The organism is Streptomyces sp. NPDC001194 (assembly GCF_042896985.1).
Taxonomy (GTDB): Bacteria; Actinomycetota; Actinomycetes; order Streptomycetales; family Streptomycetaceae; genus Streptomyces.
Map to the genome: position 1 here is coordinate 24,781 of NZ_JBIAXU010000027.1, position 16,543 is coordinate 41,323.

Genomic DNA, 16,543 nt, shown 5'->3' on the forward strand with positions numbered 1-16,543 from the left:
TGGGCCGCCCCCGGCATTGACTGACCGGCATGCCCAGCATCGAGCCGTCCACCGTCGCCGCGTCCTACGCGCGCGCCGTCCTGAACGCCACGGCGGACGCCGCGGCCGGCGGGGCCGGGCCGGGAGCCTGGGCCTCGCCCCTGGCGCGGCTCCCGTTCACCGAGGTGCGCGCCCTCTGGGACACGGTGATCCGCGCACCGGACGGCGATCCGTACGCCGGTCTTCGCGTCGGGGACGCGATCACGCCGGGCGGTCTGCACGTCCTCGGTCACCTGGTCCTCACCAGTGCGAGCCTCGCGGAGGCCGCCGAAGCGGCGGTCCGCTACCACCCCCTGGTCAGCCAGGCCGGTACGGTCACCGCGCACCGGGGGAGCGAGACCACGCGCATCCGCTACCGGCCGACCGTCGACCCCGCGACCATGCACCCGCAGCAGGTCGAGGCGGTCGTCGCCGGCATGGTGCGGGCCGCGCGCTGGATCGCCGGGGACGACTGGGCGCCGATGTCGGCGTCCTTCACCCACACCCGTACCGGCTCCGCCGAGCCGTACGCCCGGATCCTGGGCTGTCCCGTCGCCTTCGACGCGGCCGAGAACGCGATCACCGTCGCCAACCGAGACCTCGACCTGCCCCGCGCTCCGCACGATCCCGAACTCGGCGCCCTGCACCGGGCCTACGCGGACCGGCTGCTGCGCGAACTGTCGGCGTCCGTGACCCTCGCGGAGCGGGTCCGGCAGTGGCTGGACCACGCCCCGCTGGACGGAACCGGCCCCGCCGACGCGGGCAGGGACGTCCACCTCAGCACCCGAACCCTGCGCCGGGCCCTCCAGGAGGAGGGCACTTCCTGGAGGGCCCTCCTCGACGACGCCCGGCACCGCCGGACCCGTCGGCTGCTGGAAACCACGGACCTGCCGCTCGACCGGATCGCCCCCCCTCGTGGGCCTGAGCGGAGCCACGGCCCTGGTCCGCGCCTTCAGCCGCTGGGAGGGCGTCACCCCGGGCACGTACCGGGCCCGGGCCTCGGGTGTCGCGGGTTCGGGCAGGGCCGCGTCACGTGCCCCGGAACGTCGGGGCGGGCCCGGCCCCGGGTGAGGCCCCGTTCGCACCGCCGCGGACTCGGCGAGGCGGTGGTGGACGCCGCCGGGGGAGGGGCGACCGGTCCGGCGGCCAGTGCTCAGGCGTGGATCAGCCGGCCGTCATGTCGAGGACGGCACGGAAGCGGACCCGTCCGGACATCATGTGCTCGTAGGCCCTGGGCGCCTCGGCCAGCGGGAAGATCTCCGTCATGGGGCGGATGCCCTGCCGGACGGCGAAATCGAGGTTGTCCTCGTTCTCGATCGACGTGCCGGTGAGACTGCCCGTGATGCTGCGGCCCCCGAAGATGAGGTCTGGCGTGGCGACTTCGACGGGATCCGGGGCGGCTCCGAGGACGATCATCCTTCCGCGCGGGGCGAGTCCGGGAATCAGGGGCGTCATCGAGGCGCCGCTCGCCGCCGTCGCCACGATGGCGGTCGCGTCGCCCAACTGCCGCAGCGCCGCTCCCGGGTCCCCGGCGGCGCTGTCGATGTATTCGTCCGCCCCCAGCCGCAGCGCCAGTTCGCGCTTCTTTGGACCGCGGGCGATGGCGACGACGCGGTGGCCGAGCTTGTCGGCGTACTGCAGGCCCAGGTGGCCGAGGCCACCGATGCCCTGGACGGCCACCAGTGCCCCCGGAGGGCCGTCGGCCTGCCGGAGCGCGCTGTAGACCGTGAGACCGGCGCAGAGCAGAGGGGCGGCGTCCACGGCGGACATCCCCTGAGGCATCCTGACCAGGCCGCTGCTCCTGGCGGTGATGATCTCGGCGTATCCGCCGTCGCTGGTGGTGCCCGTCTGATGCTGGTTCCCGCAGTTGACGAAGTCACCGCGCCGGCAGCCTCCGCACTCTCCGCAGTGGCCGCCGAGATAGCCGACGCCGACGCGGTCACCGACGTGCCAGGCTCGCACGCCGTCCCCCACGGCGTCGATCACGCCGACCACCTCATGGCCGGGTACGACGGGCTGCGCGGGGTCGGCCCGCATCCCCTCCACGGCGAGGACGTCCGAATGGCAGACACCACAGGCCTCCACCTTGATCCGTACGTGCCCCACCGGCGGGGGCTCCACCTGCCGGGTGACGAGCTCGAAGTCGCGGGATCCGGTGACTTGGACGGCGCGGTACTCGGACATGTCCCACCTCACGTGGAAGCCGTTCGCGCCCGCTTGCGCCGGCGCTGCGGAATGCGCGCCAGGGGGCGGCATACGGAGAACAGCACACGCCCCGCTCCGAGATCGCGTACCGGACCGGCGCCGATCCGGCTGTCAGCCGGATGGCCCGTCGCCGCGACGAGCCGGCCCGGTCACCGTCGCCTCTGGGCGGGCGGCCGCTGCCACCGGCCGCATAGCCGCGTACCGGGCCGACCGCCGTGTTCGTCACCCGGCCGGTACGGCCTGAACCCCGCCGCGCGCGGCCCGCTCCTCCGCGTCGGCCAGCCGGAAGAAGACCGGCGGCAGGCCGAGTTCGAGCGCCGCCAGGGCGATCTGGAACCAGTGCGGCCAGCCGTGCACGGCGAGCGAGAGCACCCGTCCCACGCCTCCCAGCAGCAGGACGCCGGCGAGCCACCGAATCGCCGAAGCCGGGATCGGACGCTGCCGTGCCGCCCAGAGCCAGGCCGCCCCGTATCCGGCGAAGACGGCCCCCATGAACCTGCCCCAGCTGTCGATCGTGGCGCCGGCGCCGCCGGCGCCGGGGATGGCCGCGTTGCCCAGCGCCACGTGGAGCAGGCCGATCGCCACATTGGCCCAGCCCATCAGCTGTGTCAGCACGCGCAGCGTCCTGGCCATGATCCCTCCAAGCCGTCTTGGTGGAGCCTGGTAGACACACGTCTACTACCACCTTGAGGGCAGTAGTAGACGTGTGTCAACTAAGCTGGATCCATGTCTCCCCGCCAGCGACTGGCTCCCGCCGACCGCCGCGCCCAGCTCCTCGCCGTCGGCGCCCGGCTCTTCGCCGCCCACCCGTACGCCGACGTGCTGATGGAGCAGGTCGCCGAAGAGGCCGGTGTCTCCCGGGCCCTGCTCTACCGGCACTTCCCGAACAAGAGCGCCCTCTTCGCCGCCGTCTACCAGCAGGCGGCGGACCAGCTGCTCGCCGAGACCCGGCTCGCCCCGGCCGATTCCCTCGTCGAACAGCTCGTCCAGGGCATGGACGTCCACCTCGACTACTTCGTGGCGAACCGCAACGCCGTGCTCGCCGCGAACCAGGCCCTCGCGGGCGATCCGGTGATCCAGACGATCATGGCGAACGAGCTCGACGCGCTCCGCGCGCGGTTGCTGGCCGTACTCCCCTTCATGGACGCGGGTGCCCGTGAGGCCGTGTCCGGCGTCCTGAAGAGCTGGCTGGTCTTCGTCCAGATCCTCTGCGTCGACTGGCTCGCCCACGAGACCTGCACCCGCGACCAGTTGCGCGACGTCTGTATCGGAGCGGTCCTCGGCGCCCTCGGACCGCTCCTCACCGAGGACCCGGCCCCGGATTGGCCGCGGCAGGGGGTGTCGTCGAAGTAGCTTCGGCCAGAAGGGACTTTGACGACACCCCCTGGGGGCGCCTGTGGCGGGCTCAGGCCCGGTGCGCGACCGCCGCCAGCGCGTCCTTGACCTCCTGCGCGACGCGGGCCGCGTCCTCGGGGTTGTTCACCACGTCCGTGTGGTTCATGTCCACGACGAGGACGTCGCTGGCCGAGTAGTGCTTGTGCACCCAGTCGTCATAGCCGGACCACAGCGTCCGGTAGTAGTCGACGAGGCTCTCGTCCTGTTCGAAACCGCGGCCCCGCAGCCCGATGCGGTGCAGCACCGTCTCGAAGTCCGCCTTGAGATAGACCATGAGGTCGGGCGCCTTGCGGTACGGCAGGCCGTCGATCTCGCGCATCATCTCGCCCAGCAGGCCCTCGTACACCTGCATCTCGAGGGAGCTGATCCGGCCGAGGTCGTGATTGACCTTGGCGAAGTACCAGTCCTCGTAGATGGACCGGTCGAGGACGTTGTCGCCCTGCTTGTACGCCTCCTTGATCGCGGCGAACCGCGTCTGCAGGAAGTACAGCTGGAGCAGGAAGGGGTAGCGCTTCGCCTGGATCTCTTCGGGGCTCGCCGTGTAGAAGAGGGGGAGGATCGGGTTGTCGTCCACGCTCTCGTAGAAGACTTCACTGCCCAGCTCCTTGGCCAGCAGTTCGGCGACGCTCGTCTTGCCGATTCCGATCATGCCTCCGACGCAGATCACTGGCATCCCTCACTTCTCCCTGGGGGTCTTCTGTTCGTGGGCGGGTGGGCTGGGCGCCCCACGCCACCGAGACGCACGCCGGTGGTCACGCGATTCCCCGGGATCTTCATGATCAGCGTCATGTGGTCCCCTTCGGGACCAGGGCTCTGACTCAGGCCGCTCTTCTTCTCGACCGGCCGGCCTGACCGTTCCACGGCCGCCGCGCACGGTGACGAACCGCAGCCCGGCGGCCGCCTTGAATCTTAAATGACGATTGGCTCCGCGCTGGCCAGAGCACCGTCGAACGCTGGTCAGCGGCGGTCTGGCAAGATCGGCGGCATGAGCGACTCGCCTTTTGACGCCGTGCTCTGCGACTTCGACGGGGTGCTGCGGCTGTGGGATCCGGACGGCATGACCGCGCTCGACCGCTCCGCAGGGTTGCCCGAGGGGACGCTCGCGGCTGCGGCGTTCCGTCCCGGCCTATTGGGCGCGGCGGTCACCGGGGCGATCAGTGACGATCATTGGCGGGCCCAGACCGCGTCCGACCTCGCCGGGGTCTGCGGGTCGGCCGACCGGGCCGCGGAACTCGTCGAGAAGTGGAGCGCCTTGACCGGCCGCGTCGACCGTGCCGTCCTGGACCTCTTGGCGGGGGTCCGCGGCCGCGTGCCCGTCGTCCTGGTGTCCAACGCCACCACACGGCTGGAGGACGATCTCGTCGCGCTGGACCTGGCCGACGCGTTCGACGCGGTGGTCAACACCGCCCGCCTCGGGGCCGCGAAGCCGGACCCCCGCGTCTTCGAAGCGGCGGCCAGGCTGGCCGGTGCGGATCCGCGCAGGTGCCTGTTCGTCGACGACACGCTCGGCCATGTCTCGGCCGCCCGGGCCGCGGGGATGACGGGGCACCACTATCGCAATGCCGACCTGCTGCGGAGCGTCATCGCGCCGCTGCTGGGCTGATCCGGGCCGATCCGGCCGGCGAGGAGGGCACAGCCCCTGACCGGTGCGGGGCGCGCGGTCCTACGGTCAGCCGGCGCGGGCGGCCCCGTCCGGCGGGAGCGCATCGGTGTCCTGGCCCTGGATCGCCGCGGCGGCGCGGTGCAGCTCGGCGAGGACCGTACGGACGGCTCTGCGTGCGGTGCGCTCGGGCCGGTGGAGCACGTCGATGCGGCGTCGGGCGTGCACCCCGCTCAACGGTCTGAGGACGACTTCGGGGTGCACGCGGGCGGTCCAGCGCGGCATCAACGCCAAGCCGCCGCCGGCGGCCACGGCCTCGGCGACCACCGCGAACTCGTTGATGCGGTGGACGATGTCGAGCCGGCGGTTGGCGGCGCCGGCGATGGCCTCGATGGTGGCCATGAGCGGGAAGCCGTCGTGGACCGTGATCCAGGGCTGGTCGGCCACGTCCTGCGGCGAGAGCCGCGGACGGGAGGCGAGCGGGTGGCCGGCGGGCAGGGCGACGTCGAGGGGCTCGTGCAGCAGGGTGGTGGCCGTCACGGTGCGCGGCCACGGCGGGCCGTGGTCGAGGCGGTGGGCGAGCACGAGATCGTAGTCGCGGGTGAGAGCGGGGAAGCGGTCCTGCGCGACGTCTTCGTCGGCGAGGGTCAGGCGGGGGCGGTCCGGGCCGGCGAGGCTGCGCAGCATCAGCGGGAAGAACGCGGAGCCCGCGCTGTGGAACGCCGCCATCGACACGCTGCCGTCCGGTTGCTCCGCGAAATCGGTGATGGTGTGCCGGGCCCGGGCCAGAGCGGTCTCCACCTCGATGGCCGCCCCGGCCAGGGCCTGCCCGGCGTCGGTCAGCACCACCCGACGCCCGGCGCGTTCGGTCAGCGGAACGGGGATCGACCGCTGCAGCAGCCGCAGCTGCTGCGAAATCGCGGAAGGCGTCACGTGCAGCGCCTCGGCGACCGCCGTGACGCTTCCCAGTTCCCCGAGCTCCCGCAGGATCCTCAGCTGCCGCTCGTCCATGCGGACAGTGTAGGGCTGCTACAGGTTGCCTTAAGAAGTTGGTCATGGCCTTCAACATCATCAATCGTGCAGCGTGTGGGCATGCCTGTTGCCCGCCGTACCGATGCGGTACTCCTGCTGGTGGCGCTCGTCTGGGGTTCCAGTTATCTGGCAGCCAAGACGGCCACCGTCGTCCTTCCGGTCCTGGTCGTCCTGTTCGCCCGGTACGCGATCTCCGCGCTGGCGTGCGGCGCCCTGGTCGGCGCACGCCGCCGGACGCGCCCCTGGACGCGTGCGGAGATCCGCATCGGGTCCCTCCTGGGGGTGACCCAGGCGGCCGTTCTCGTGCTGGAGACGTACGGGGTGGCGCACACCAGCGCCGCCAACGCCGGACTGATCATCAGTCTGACGATCGTGCTGACCCCGCTCATGGACCGGACCGGGGGACGCCCGGGAATGCCGGTGGCGTTCTTCCTCGCCGCCGGCCTCTGCGTCCTGGCCGTCGGGCTGCTCATCTCCGGCACCGGACTGCACGCCCCGCGGCTGGGGGACGGGCTGATGCTCGCCGCCGCGGTCGTCCGGGCCGGGCACGTCGCGCTCGTCGGAAGGCTGACCGCCGGCCGGAGTGCGGACCCGTTGCACCTGACGACGGCCCAGACCGTCGTCGGATCGGTGCTGTTCCTGCCGCCGGCCGTCGCCCACCTGCCGGACCTCGCCCGGAGCGGCGCCACCACCTGGACCCAGCTGATCTATCTCGCCCTGTTCTGCAGCGTGTTCGCGTTCCTCGCCCAGACCTGGGCCGTGCAACGCACCTCCGCCAGCCGGGCCAGCCTCCTTCTGGGCACCGAACCGATCTGGGCGGTCGCGGTCGGGATCGCCCTGGGCGGCGAGCGGCTCACCCCGTGGGCCTTCCTGGGGGCCGTTCTCATGATCACCGGAACGTACTGGGGCCAGTCCGTCGAACGCACCCACCGCGCTGCGGGGCGGACCGCGAAGGACGACCCGGCGGGCCGCCCCATGGCACCTGCCGGCACCTGATCGCCGCGAGGCGACGGAGTTCCGCTCGGACCCCACCCCCTCGCGGAGAGAACCTGTCCGCAAGGGGGTGCGCGGTGTGCCCCGGCGCAGCTCAGCCGGCCTCGGCGCCTTCGGTGTCCCCGGCCTCCCAGCGCAGCAGGTCACCCGGCTGGCAGCTCAGCACCTCGCAGAGCGCGGCGAGCGTCGCGAAGCGCACGGCCTTGGCGCGGCCGTTCTTGAGCACCGCCAGGTTGGCGGGCGTGATCCCCACGCGGTCCGCGAGCTCGCCCACGGACATCTTCCGTTTGGCCAGCATCACGTCGATGTCGACGGTGATCGGCATCAGATCACCTCGTCCAGCTCGGCCTGCATCCGCGACGCTTCGACATCGCGCGCGACGGCCTGGGCCAGCAGCATCCGCAGTACGAGGACCATCAGCGCGACCCCGAGGATGGCCACGCCGATCCCGCACATGATGACGGTGACGCCCGGGTCCTCCCGCTGGCCGGGCGCATTGATGGCCGTGACCGCGAACCACACGAGGGCCGCCGACACGATCGCGCCGATCATGACGTCCACGTACCGGAAGGCGGCGTGGGAGAACACGGTCCCGCGGCGCACCATCGTCACCAGCCGCCAGACGCAGACCAGGACGACCTGGGCCGACCCCAGCCCCAGGATCGTGATCACGCGCAGCGGGGTCAGCGGGATCGACCCGTCCTCCGGGTCGTTGCCACTGATCAACGTCCACACCATCAGCGTCTGTACGAGCACGGTTCCGGTGAGCACCACCACGAGCACCGCGCGCAACGCACCCACGGTCAGTTTTCCCATGGCCCATCCTTCCATCGATTCACGATGGGAATCTATCGAATATCGATAGGTGGGGCAAGGGCTGGAACAAGGACGGACCCCGCCCTCGCGGAGGCTTCCGGCCCGCCCCGTGGGGCGGGCCGGTCCTGCGCGAAGACGGGGTCCGTCCGTCCGGCTACCGCGAGGCCATGGCCGCGGCGGGCGCGCGGTGCGACGCGGTGTCGGAACCGAGCGCCCCGAGGATGTCCTCCATCCGCTGCTTGGCGTCGCCGAAGAGCATCTGGGTGTTGTCCCGGTAGAAGAGGGGATTGGGAACGCCCGCGTACCCGGTCGCCATCGAGCGCTTGAAGACGACGACGTTCTCCGCTTCCCACACCCGCAGTACCGGCATGCCCGCGATGGGGCTCCCCGGATCTTCGGCGGCGGCGGGGTTGACGGTGTCGTTGGCGCCGATGACGAGCACGACCGTGGTGTCGGAGAGCTCGTCGTTGATCTCGTCCATTTCCAGGACGATGTCGTACGGCACCTTCGCCTCCGCCAGCAGCACGTTCATGTGCCCCGGCAGTCGTCCGGCCACGGGGTGGATGCCGAACCGCACGTCCACCCCTCGCTCGCGCAGCTTGCGGGTCAGCTCGGCGACCGGGTACTGGGCCTGCGCCACGGCCATGCCGTAGCCCGGCGCGATCACGACGGACGAGGCGTTCAGGAGCATTTCGGCGGTGGCTTCGGCGGTGATCTCGTGGTGCTCGCCGAGGTCGGTGTCGTCGCTCGCGGCGGCTTCGACACCGAAGCCGCCCGCGATCACGGAGATGAACGAGCGGTTCATCGCCTGGCACATGATGTACGAGAGGTACGCGCCGGAGGATCCGACCAGCGCTCCGGTGACGATGAGCAGGTTGTTGTTCAGCAGGAAGCCGGAGGCGGCCGCGGCCCAGCCGGAGTAGCTGTTCAGCATCGACACCACGACCGGCATGTCGCCGCCGCCGATCGAGGCGACCAGGTGCACTCCGAGGGCGAGCGCCACCGCGGTCACCGCGATGAGCAGACCGAGGCTCGGCTGGATGACGAAGAAGACCGTCAGCACCGCGAACGCGGCGAGGGCGCCCAGGTTGATCAGGTTCTTGCCGGGCAGTACCAGCGGGCTGGACTTGATGCGCGCGGACAGCTTCAGGTAGGCGACGATCGAACCGCTGAAGGTGACGGCGCCGATGAATATCCCGATGAACACTTCGGTGTGGTGGATGCCGAGCAGGTCCTGGGCCACCGCGGCATGCCCGGGGCCCTCCGCCTCGACCTCGAAGTAGCCGTTCCAGCCGACGAGTACGGCGGCCAGGCCGACGAAACTGTGCAGGAGGGCGATGAGTTCGGGCATGCCGGTCATCTCGACCACCCGGGCGCGCCAGAAGCCGACGCCCGCGCCGATCAGCATCGCGACGACGAGCAGGGTCAGCCCCGTCGCGGTGATGCTGCGCGAGGCCAGGCCGATGGTGGCGGCGAGGGCGATCACCATTCCGGAAGCGCCGAACACGAGCCCCGAACGGGAGCTTTCGTGCTTCGAGAGCCCGGCGAGGCTGAGGATGAACAGGAGTGCTGCGACGATGTAAGCGGCCTGCGCGGCCGTGGCGGCAGTCATGGGGGGATCAGCCTCTCGAGAACATGGCGAGCATGCGGCGGGTGACCGCGAATCCGCCGAAGATGTTGATGCTGGCCAGCAGGATCGCGGCGGACGACAGCACCGTGATCGTGATGTCCGTGTGGGCGATCTGCAGGAGGGCGCCCACGACGACGATCCCGGAGATGGCGTTCGTCACCGACATGAGCGGTGTGTGCAGGGCGTGGTGCACCTTGCCGATGACGTAGTAGCCGATGACGATCGCGAGCACGAAAACGGTGAAGTTCCCGATCAGCTGGGACGGGGAGAACGCGGTCAGCAGGAAGAGCGCCGCCATCCCGGTACCGGCGAGCACGTACTTGGCCGCCGGGGACATCGGCCCCTTCTCGGGTACGACCGGCTTCGCGGCCACCGGCGCCTGCGCCACCGGAGCGGCGGACACCTGCACCGGCGGCGGGGGCCAGGTCGTCTCGCCGTCACGCACCACGGTCATGGACCGCTGCACCACGTCTTCGAAATCGATGACGTGCCGGCCGTCCTTGGCCGGCGTGAGCAGCTTCATCAGGTTGACGAGGTTCGTTCCGTACAGCTGGGACGCCTGGGCCGGCAGCCGGGCGGGCAGATCGGTGTAGCCGATGATCGTGACGCCGTTGTCGGTGACGACCACCTCTCCCGCGACCGTGCCGGCGACGTTCCCGCCCTGAGCCGCGGCCATGTCGACGATCACGCTGCCGGGCCGCATGCTCGCGACGTCCTGAGCGGTGAGCAGCTTCGGCGCCGGACGTCCGGGGATCAGGGCGGTGGTGATGACGATGTCGACGTCGGCGGCCTGCTCGCTGTAGATCTCCGCCGCCCGGCGGTCGTACTCCTCGGACGTCGCCTTGGCGTACCCGTCGGTGCCGGCCTTGTGCTCCACCTCGACGCCGAGGAACTCGCCGCCGAGCGAACGGACCTGCTCCGCCACCTCGGGCCGCGGATCGGTGGCCCTGACGATCGCGCCCAGGCTGTTGGCGGCGCCGATGGCGGCGAGGCCCGCCACGCCGGCGCCCGCGACGAGCACCTTGGCGGGCGGAACCTTGCCGGCCGCGGTCACCTGACCGGTGAAGAACCGGCCGAACGCGTGCGCCGCCTCGACGACCGCGCGATAGCCGGCGATGTTGGCCATGGAGCTGAGCACGTCCAGGGACTGGGCCCGCGAGATGCGCGGGACCGCGTCCATGGCGAGCACCGTGATGGGACGCCGCCCGAGCTCCTCGACCAGGCCGGGATTGAGCGCCGGGCCGATCAGGCTGACCAGCGTGGCGCCGTCACGCAGGCTTTGGATCTCGTCGCCGGACGGTGCGTTGACCTTCAGCACGATGTCGGCGCCCCAGGCGTCACCGACCTTCGCGCTCTGCGCGACGTACGCGTCGTCGGAGAAACCGGAGGCCGTGCCCGCTCCCGACTCGACGATGACCTCGTAGCCCAGCGCGACCAACTGGCGCACGGTCGACGGCGTGGCCGCCACGCGCGTCTCTCCCGGGCTTGTCTCGGCTGCGACACCGATCCGCTGCGGTACGGGATGACCCATGGTTTACCTCCCTTGTGACGAATGTGAACAACGTGAATGTGGAACGGAGCCCACAGCGGCTGCAGTCGTAAGTCGCGGCCGATCGGTTCCCTCCCGACCGCGTGCGAGCCCGCCCAGATCTTGGCCAGGCGAGAGCCCATCCCGGCACACGAGAGCCGGTACTCCGTCAGCTGTCCGCGCAGGTCGGGGATGTGGACCGTCCGCGTCCGCGGTACCACGGCATATTTCGTTCGCGTTCCTAGAGGTCCTAGTTTTAAGCTAGGGATCCTAGGAACGGGGAGGACGCATGGCGAAGGCAGGGCTGACGGCCGAGCGCGTGACCGTCGCGGGCGCCGAGCTGGCGGACGAGGCCGGGCTCGACCGGGTGACCATGGCGCAGGTGGCGCGTCGGCTGGGCGTGAAGGACGCGAGCCTCTACGCGCATGTCCGGAGCCTCGAGGATCTGCGCGGCCGGATCGCGCTGCTCGCGGCGGACGAGAAGACCATCCGCATCGCGGAGGCGACCTCGGGGCGGGCGGGCAAGGACGCGCTGGTGGCGTACGCCGACGCGTGGCGGGATTACGCCCTCACGCATCCGGGCCGCTACACGGCGACGCAGACCCGCATCCGGATCGACCCCGAACTGGCCGCGAAGGCGCCCGGACCACGGCGTGCGATCGAGCTGACCTACGGCATGCTGCGCGGCTACGGACTGGCCGAACCGGACCTGACCGACGCGGTCCGGTTGCTGCGCAGCACGTTCCACGGCTTCGTCGCACTGGAGGCCGCGGGCGGGTTCGCGCACGAGCGCTCACCGCAGCAGTCCTGGATCCGCGCCCTCGACGCCCTCCACACCCTCCTGGAGCACTGGCCCCCCTCCCGAGAAGGAGACTCCGCATGACGACCTCCCCGACCACCGGCAGCCTGCGCGTGAACGGCGCCACCCTGCACTACGAAGTCCGCGGCCGGGGCCCGCTCCTGCTGCTGATCCCGGGAGGGACGGGCGGCGCGGCCTCCTTCGACGGCATCGCCGACGACCTGGCCGCCGGCTGCACCGTCGCGACGTACGATCCGCGCGGCATGTCACGAAGCGCCCTGGACGACTCCGAGGCCGAGCAGCACGTGGCGGAACACGCCGACGACGCCTTCCGGATGCTGGAAATGCTGTCGCCCGGTGAGCCCGCGCGCGTCTTCGGCTCCAGCTCGGGTGCGATCACCGCCCTGCACCTGCTCACCGCTCATCCCGAACGCGTCGAACTCCTCGTTGCGCACGAGCCCCCGGTGGTGGAGGTCCTTCCCGACGCCCTCGCACACCGCGTGCTCATCGAGCGGGTGCGGGCGACGCTCCGCACCGACGGGCTCATGCCGGCGATGGCCGTGTTCGCCGCGGGTCTGAAGAAGGACGGCGACGTCGACCAGCCGGAGGCCGAGGCCGAGCTCCCGCCGCAGGCGGCGGCACGGGTCGAGCGGACGATGGCCAACCTGCCCTACTTCGTCGGGCGCATCGTGCCGAGCTTCATGTCCTACGCCCCCGACGTCCACCGGCTGGCGGAGCTGTCCGACCGGCTCGTGCTCGCCGGCGGCCAGGACTCGCGCGGCGAGCTGCCCTACCGTCCGGCCGCTCTTCTGGCCGAGCGCCTCGGCACGGAACTCCTGCACTTCCCCGGCGGGCACACCGGCCTGACCACGCACCCCGCCGCGTTCGGCGAGCTCCTGCGCAAGGTCTTCCGCGTCTAGGGCGGACACCCCCTGGACGCCGGGCGTCCCGTCCGGCCCGGGTTCCGGGCACGCGATGGCCTTCTCGATCAGGCCGCGCAGTTCCTGGTCGCGGAGGACCATCGGATACCCCCCCCTCGGCGGACAGGCGGCGCTCCGACTGCCGTACCACCAGCAGCGCTTCGCGGATCGCCGGGCTGATCTCGCCCATCCGGATCAGGGCCCGCAGGGCGTCGCCGAAGAACCCGAAGCCGTCACCGCCGTCGGCGATCGGCAGGAAGGCGACGAATTGGTGATTGCCAGGGTGGTCCAGCACCCGGCTGGTGAGCACCGCGGGTACGGCCGGGGCGGCGGCCGGTCCCATCGCCCGCAGCACCCTCATCACGTCGACCGAAGTCCAGGTGTCCGCCGGCAGCGGGACGAGATCGGGCAGGGCGGACAGCGCGTCCTCGCCCCAGGCTTCCATTACCGGGAGGAAACTGCGGGTCGCACCGCCTCGGGCGCCGCAGTGCCGGATCGTCTCCCGTATCGCGGGCAGCAGGGTGGCCGCGTGCGCGCGCGGCGGGATCAGCACGTCCTTGGTGTCCGGGCGGCGCGGGTCACCGACGGCGTAGCCGCGGCCCTGCTCCTCCTCCTGCGCACGGAGCTGCTCGATCAGCCCGGGGAGGCCGCGGGGGTCGCCGATCCGGGTCAGCGCCCACCGGGCGATTTCCCGGACCGTGCCGTCGAGGTACGGGTCGCACGCGTCGTCGAGTCATCGTCCGGCAACTCCGCCGTCCGGTCGCCTCATTTGCGTCGGAGGCCGGCAGCGCGGGTGCGGGGGTCCGGAGGGCGGTGATGTTTGGGGAGGGACGTGGGCATTGGCCGGATTTCGGCGTCCGGCTTTGGGTTTGTGGATCATCGACCGTTAGCCTCCCGCTAGTTGCTCAAGTCAACCAATGGGGATCGGCATGGACGGCACCACCGAACGCTTCCGCGGCCATGTGGAAGAGATTCTCGACGCCCTGGCAGGCGAACCCGGCCGCGAGGCCCTGGTGTACCGGGGTCGACGCGTGAGCGCGGGTGAACTGCGCGGCCTCGTCTACGGCATGGCCCGCGCGCTGCGCTCCCAGGGGGTGCGGCGCGGTCAAACGGTCACCCTCCTCGCCGGCAACCTTCCCGAGACGATCGCCGCCCGCTACGCCGCCGGGCTGCTCGGCTGCGCCGTGAACCACCTCTACGCCGGCCTCTCGGCCGACGTGCACGCCGACATCCTCCGGGACGTCGAGACCCGGGCGCTGATCGTCGACCCGGCCCACCGCGAGCGCGGCGCCGAGCTGTCCCGGCGGGTGCCGTCGGCGCGGGTGCTGGTCCTCGGGGCAGGCGCCGGCGCGGGCCCGGACCTGGTGAGGCTCGCCGCCGAGGAGTCCACCGAGGCGTTCCCCGGTTCGGCGCTCGCGCAGGACATCTGCACCATCCGTCACACCGGTGGGACCACCGGCCATCCCAAGGCCATCTGCACGACCTTCGGGCAGCGAGTGTCGGTCGGATCGGACTGGGCCGGGGGCGGACCGGTCAGGACCCTGGTGTGCACCACCCTCGCGCACGCGGCGGGCCTCATGGCGGACACTACGCTGCACTGCGGCGGCACCGTCGTCCTGCTGGACGGGTTCGAGGCGGGTGCCGTGCTCGCCGCCCTCGAGCGCGAGCGCATCTCCCACGTGTTCCTGCTGCCGCCGCTCCTCTACCAGTTGATGGACCACCCCGAGGTCGACCGCACCGACACCTCCGGCCTGCGCTCGCTCACCTACGGAGGCTGCGCCTCCTCCCCGACGCGCCTCGCGGCGGCGGTCCGGCGCTTCGGCCCCGTGCTGAGCCAGTTCTACGGCCAGAACGAAGCCGGCGGGATCAGCGTGCTCCCGCCCGAAGACCACGATCCGCGGCGCCCGGAGCTGCTGCGCACCGCCGGAAAGATCATCGAGGGCGTCGAGGTGGCCGTCCGTGACGCCGACGGACGGAACCTGCCCGCCGGCGAGCGCGGCGAGATATGCGTACGGTCCCCGCACGTGATGAAGGGGTACTGGAAGCAGCCCGAGCTCACCGCCGAGGTCCTGCGGGACGGCTGGCTGCACACCGGCGACATCGGGTTCGTCGACGCGGCGGGCTACGTCACGATCGTGGACCGGCTGAAGGACATGATCGTGGTGGTGGGGGGTCATGTGTACACGGTGGAACTGGAAGACGTCCTGAACTCCCATCCGCAGGTCCTGCAGAGCGCGGTGTTCGGCGTCCCCGACGCCAACCTGGCGGAGCGGGTCCACGCGGTCGTCGTCCGCGTGCCGGGCGGGGACGTCGGCGAGGAGGAGCTGCGCGCCACGGTCCGGGAACGGAAGGGCGCCATGTACGAGCCCGTGAGCATCGACTTCGTCGACGCGCTGCCCCTGACCGACGCGGGCAAGCCGGACAAGAAGCTCCTCCGCGGCCGGGCCCTCGCCGGCTGACGGAGAGGCTCAGGCGAGGGCGGTGACCAGCAGGGCGAAGGCGGCGACGATGACGGCGACGCGGACGTAGTGGAAGCGGTCCCAGCGGTTCATCTGCTGCTTCCAGTCGGCGGGCAGGCCGTCGGCGGTCCAGGTCTTGACCCGGTTGTTGATCGGGACGAGCAGCAGGATCGACATCACCACGCTGAGGACCAGCAGCGCGGCGGCGGTGACGACGAGGACGGCCCCGTCGTGGTCCCGGCCGGCGACGGCCCAGGCCGCGGCGAGGGCGAGCGAGCCGATGTACCAGAACGGCATCACGGCGCCGAGCAGCCGGGCTCCGTGGGTGCGGCCGCGCAGGCCGTTGTCGCCCGGGAGGCCGGCCAGGATCGGGTTGACGAAGAACGCGACGGAGAATTCCACCCCCACCATCACGCCGACGACCACGGTGGTGAAGACCTCGAGTGTGTTGAGCATGGTGGCTCCTTCAGGGATCTAGCGGTGCTAGCTGTTGATGCGACGCTAGTACTGCTGTCGCTCGATTGTCTAGCGGTGCTAGGATCGAATCATGTCGGTACAGGAACGCAAGGAGCGCGAGCGGGCGGGCCGCGAGCGCCTCATCTTGGCGACGGCCCGCGAACTGGCGGAGCAGCAGGGCTGGGACGCGGTCACCACCCGCCGGCTCGCCGAGCGCATCGAGTACAGCCAGCCCGTCCTCTACAGCCACTTCCGCGGCAAGCGCGAGATCATCGGCGCCGTCGCTCTCGAGGGCGCCGCCGAGATGGCCGCGGCGCTGAGAGCCGCGGCCTCCGCCGCGGACGGCCCGCGCGCCCGGGTCACCACCCTCGCCCGCACGTACCTCGACTACGCCGAACGCAACCCGGCCGTCTACGACGCCATGTTCCAGCTCGACGGCGGCCTGGCGTTCGCGGACGAGGACACCCCGGAGCCCCTCAAGGACGCCTTCGCAGCCCTGCTGGAGAACCTCGGGGAGGTCGCCGGTGACGGAGTCCGGCCGGGCCTGTTCACCGAAGTGTTCTGGGCGTCCCTGCACGGCCTGGCGACCCTGACCCGCGCGGGACGGCTGCCGCGGGGCGACGCCGACCGGAGAGTGGAGCTGCTGGTGGACCGGCTCGCCGTGATCTGAGGCGCCGTCCGATGTGCCGGGA

The 16,543-nt window shown here is 71.3% G+C and carries 16 protein-coding genes and 1 pseudogene; 8 read left to right on the forward strand and 9 right to left on the reverse strand.

The features are described 5' to 3' along the window. Window positions 1-29: 29 nt before the first annotated feature. Window positions 30-617: pseudogene (locus ACFY1T_RS33650) on the forward strand (AraC family transcriptional regulator); the annotation flags it as partial. A 565-nt stretch (window positions 618-1,182) separates the two neighbouring features. Here the strand turns inward: ACFY1T_RS33650 and ACFY1T_RS33655 are convergent. Together ACFY1T_RS33655 and ACFY1T_RS33660 are read right to left on the reverse strand one after the other, a co-directional pair. Next, the gene (locus tag ACFY1T_RS33655; RefSeq protein WP_390791556.1) at window positions 1,183-2,202 is read right to left on the reverse strand and encodes an alcohol dehydrogenase catalytic domain-containing protein; all 1,020 of its coding nucleotides are present in this window, start codon (window positions 2,200-2,202) and stop codon (window positions 1,183-1,185) included. A 243-nt stretch (window positions 2,203-2,445) separates the two neighbouring features. Beyond that, window positions 2,446-2,856 (reverse strand): DUF4345 domain-containing protein, encoded by a 411-nt coding sequence (locus tag ACFY1T_RS33660; protein WP_390791557.1) that lies wholly within the window; start codon window positions 2,854-2,856, stop codon window positions 2,446-2,448. A gap of 93 nt (window positions 2,857-2,949) precedes the next feature. Here ACFY1T_RS33660 and ACFY1T_RS33665 point away from each other — a divergent pair, with 93 nt between their 5' ends. Continuing rightward, a complete protein-coding gene (locus tag ACFY1T_RS33665) occupies window positions 2,950-3,576 on the forward strand; it encodes a TetR/AcrR family transcriptional regulator (protein WP_390791558.1) in 627 nt (208 codons plus the stop codon). Between the two features lie 52 nt (window positions 3,577-3,628). Here the strand turns inward: ACFY1T_RS33665 and ACFY1T_RS33670 are convergent, their stop codons facing one another. Then, the gene (locus tag ACFY1T_RS33670; protein WP_390791559.1) at window positions 3,629-4,291 is read right to left on the reverse strand and encodes a deoxynucleoside kinase; all 663 of its coding nucleotides are present in this window, start codon (window positions 4,289-4,291) and stop codon (window positions 3,629-3,631) included. 312 nt (window positions 4,292-4,603) lie between these two features. Between ACFY1T_RS33670 and ACFY1T_RS33675 the strand changes: the two genes are divergently transcribed. Continuing rightward, window positions 4,604-5,221 (forward strand): HAD-IA family hydrolase, encoded by a 618-nt coding sequence (locus ACFY1T_RS33675; protein WP_390791560.1) that lies wholly within the window; start codon window positions 4,604-4,606, stop codon window positions 5,219-5,221. A gap of 66 nt (window positions 5,222-5,287) precedes the next feature. Here the strand turns inward: ACFY1T_RS33675 and ACFY1T_RS33680 are convergent, their stop codons facing one another. Continuing rightward, window positions 5,288-6,229, reverse strand: coding sequence for a LysR family transcriptional regulator (locus ACFY1T_RS33680; RefSeq protein WP_390791561.1), 942 nt, complete (start codon window positions 6,227-6,229; stop codon window positions 5,288-5,290). 81 nt (window positions 6,230-6,310) lie between these two features. Here ACFY1T_RS33680 and ACFY1T_RS33685 point away from each other — a divergent pair, with 81 nt between their 5' ends. After that, window positions 6,311-7,246 carry a DMT family transporter gene (locus tag ACFY1T_RS33685; protein WP_390791562.1) on the forward strand — a complete coding sequence of 312 codons (936 nt, stop codon included), beginning with the start codon at window positions 6,311-6,313 and terminating at the stop codon, window positions 7,244-7,246. 91 nt (window positions 7,247-7,337) lie between these two features. On the opposite strand, the gene ACFY1T_RS33690 is transcribed toward ACFY1T_RS33685, so the two are convergent. From ACFY1T_RS33690 to ACFY1T_RS33705, 4 genes are all read right to left on the reverse strand, one after another. Next, window positions 7,338-7,568 (reverse strand): helix-turn-helix domain-containing protein, encoded by a 231-nt coding sequence (locus tag ACFY1T_RS33690; RefSeq protein WP_390791563.1) that lies wholly within the window; start codon window positions 7,566-7,568, stop codon window positions 7,338-7,340. Then, window positions 7,568-8,059 carry a DUF2975 domain-containing protein gene (locus ACFY1T_RS33695; RefSeq protein ID WP_390791564.1) on the reverse strand — a complete coding sequence of 164 codons (492 nt, stop codon included), beginning with the start codon at window positions 8,057-8,059 and terminating at the stop codon, window positions 7,568-7,570. Before ACFY1T_RS33695 ends, ACFY1T_RS33690 begins: the two co-directional genes overlap by 1 nt. A gap of 154 nt (window positions 8,060-8,213) precedes the next feature. After that, the gene (gene pntB, locus ACFY1T_RS33700) at window positions 8,214-9,671 is read right to left on the reverse strand and encodes a Re/Si-specific NAD(P)(+) transhydrogenase subunit beta (protein ID WP_030856987.1); all 1,458 of its coding nucleotides are present in this window, start codon (window positions 9,669-9,671) and stop codon (window positions 8,214-8,216) included. 7 nt (window positions 9,672-9,678) lie between these two features. After that, window positions 9,679-11,220: a Re/Si-specific NAD(P)(+) transhydrogenase subunit alpha gene (locus ACFY1T_RS33705; protein ID WP_390791565.1), complete on the reverse strand. Its 1,542-nt coding sequence runs from the start codon at window positions 11,218-11,220 to the stop codon at window positions 9,679-9,681. Between the two features lie 286 nt (window positions 11,221-11,506). On the opposite strand from ACFY1T_RS33705, the gene ACFY1T_RS33710 reads away from it, so the two are divergent. The 3 genes from ACFY1T_RS33710 (at window position 11,507) to ACFY1T_RS33720 (ending at window position 15,395) form a co-directional block, all read left to right on the forward strand. Next, window positions 11,507-12,100 (forward strand): TetR/AcrR family transcriptional regulator, encoded by a 594-nt coding sequence (locus ACFY1T_RS33710; protein WP_390791566.1) that lies wholly within the window; start codon window positions 11,507-11,509, stop codon window positions 12,098-12,100. After that, on the forward strand, window positions 12,097-12,936 hold the full coding sequence (locus ACFY1T_RS33715; protein WP_390791567.1) for an alpha/beta fold hydrolase: 840 nt from the start codon (window positions 12,097-12,099) through the stop codon (window positions 12,934-12,936). The genes ACFY1T_RS33710 and ACFY1T_RS33715 overlap by 4 nt, the downstream gene beginning before the upstream one ends. A gap of 929 nt (window positions 12,937-13,865) precedes the next feature. Then, window positions 13,866-15,395 (forward strand): AMP-binding protein, encoded by a 1,530-nt coding sequence (locus tag ACFY1T_RS33720; protein ID WP_390791568.1) that lies wholly within the window; start codon window positions 13,866-13,868, stop codon window positions 15,393-15,395. Between the two features lie 9 nt (window positions 15,396-15,404). Here ACFY1T_RS33720 and ACFY1T_RS33725 read toward each other — a convergent pair whose 3' ends face one another. Beyond that, complete coding sequence (locus ACFY1T_RS33725; protein WP_390791569.1) at window positions 15,405-15,851, reverse strand: anthrone oxygenase family protein; 447 nt, start codon at window positions 15,849-15,851, stop codon at window positions 15,405-15,407. 91 nt (window positions 15,852-15,942) lie between these two features. Here ACFY1T_RS33725 and ACFY1T_RS33730 point away from each other — a divergent pair, with 91 nt between their 5' ends. After that, the gene (locus ACFY1T_RS33730) at window positions 15,943-16,521 is read left to right on the forward strand and encodes a TetR/AcrR family transcriptional regulator (RefSeq protein ID WP_390791570.1); all 579 of its coding nucleotides are present in this window, start codon (window positions 15,943-15,945) and stop codon (window positions 16,519-16,521) included. Window positions 16,522-16,543: the final 22 nt, after the last annotated feature.

Coding starts and splice junctions, on each gene's coding strand:
- ACFY1T_RS33715 (WP_390791567.1), top strand. CDS start 12,097: ATGACGACCTCCCCGACCACCGGCAGCCTGCGCGTGAACGGCGCCACC.
- ACFY1T_RS33680 (WP_390791561.1), bottom strand. CDS start 6,229: ATGGACGAGCGGCAGCTGAGGATCCTGCGGGAGCTCGGGGAACTGGGA.
- ACFY1T_RS33690 (WP_390791563.1), bottom strand. CDS start 7,568: ATGCCGATCACCGTCGACATCGACGTGATGCTGGCCAAACGGAAGATG.
- ACFY1T_RS33665 (WP_390791558.1), top strand. CDS start 2,950: ATGTCTCCCCGCCAGCGACTGGCTCCCGCCGACCGCCGCGCCCAGCTC.
- ACFY1T_RS33720 (WP_390791568.1), top strand. CDS start 13,866: ATGGACGGCACCACCGAACGCTTCCGCGGCCATGTGGAAGAGATTCTC.
- ACFY1T_RS33705 (WP_390791565.1), bottom strand. CDS start 11,220: ATGGGTCATCCCGTACCGCAGCGGATCGGTGTCGCAGCCGAGACAAGC.
- pntB (WP_030856987.1), bottom strand. CDS start 9,671: ATGACTGCCGCCACGGCCGCGCAGGCCGCTTACATCGTCGCAGCACTC.
- ACFY1T_RS33670 (WP_390791559.1), bottom strand. CDS start 4,291: ATGCCAGTGATCTGCGTCGGAGGCATGATCGGAATCGGCAAGACGAGC.
- ACFY1T_RS33710 (WP_390791566.1), top strand. CDS start 11,507: ATGGCGAAGGCAGGGCTGACGGCCGAGCGCGTGACCGTCGCGGGCGCC.
- ACFY1T_RS33730 (WP_390791570.1), top strand. CDS start 15,943: ATGTCGGTACAGGAACGCAAGGAGCGCGAGCGGGCGGGCCGCGAGCGC.
- ACFY1T_RS33655 (WP_390791556.1), bottom strand. CDS start 2,202: ATGTCCGAGTACCGCGCCGTCCAAGTCACCGGATCCCGCGACTTCGAG.
- ACFY1T_RS33675 (WP_390791560.1), top strand. CDS start 4,604: ATGAGCGACTCGCCTTTTGACGCCGTGCTCTGCGACTTCGACGGGGTG.
- ACFY1T_RS33725 (WP_390791569.1), bottom strand. CDS start 15,851: ATGCTCAACACACTCGAGGTCTTCACCACCGTGGTCGTCGGCGTGATG.
- ACFY1T_RS33695 (WP_390791564.1), bottom strand. CDS start 8,059: ATGGGAAAACTGACCGTGGGTGCGTTGCGCGCGGTGCTCGTGGTGGTG.
- ACFY1T_RS33685 (WP_390791562.1), top strand. CDS start 6,311: ATGCCTGTTGCCCGCCGTACCGATGCGGTACTCCTGCTGGTGGCGCTC.
- ACFY1T_RS33660 (WP_390791557.1), bottom strand. CDS start 2,856: ATGGCCAGGACGCTGCGCGTGCTGACACAGCTGATGGGCTGGGCCAAT.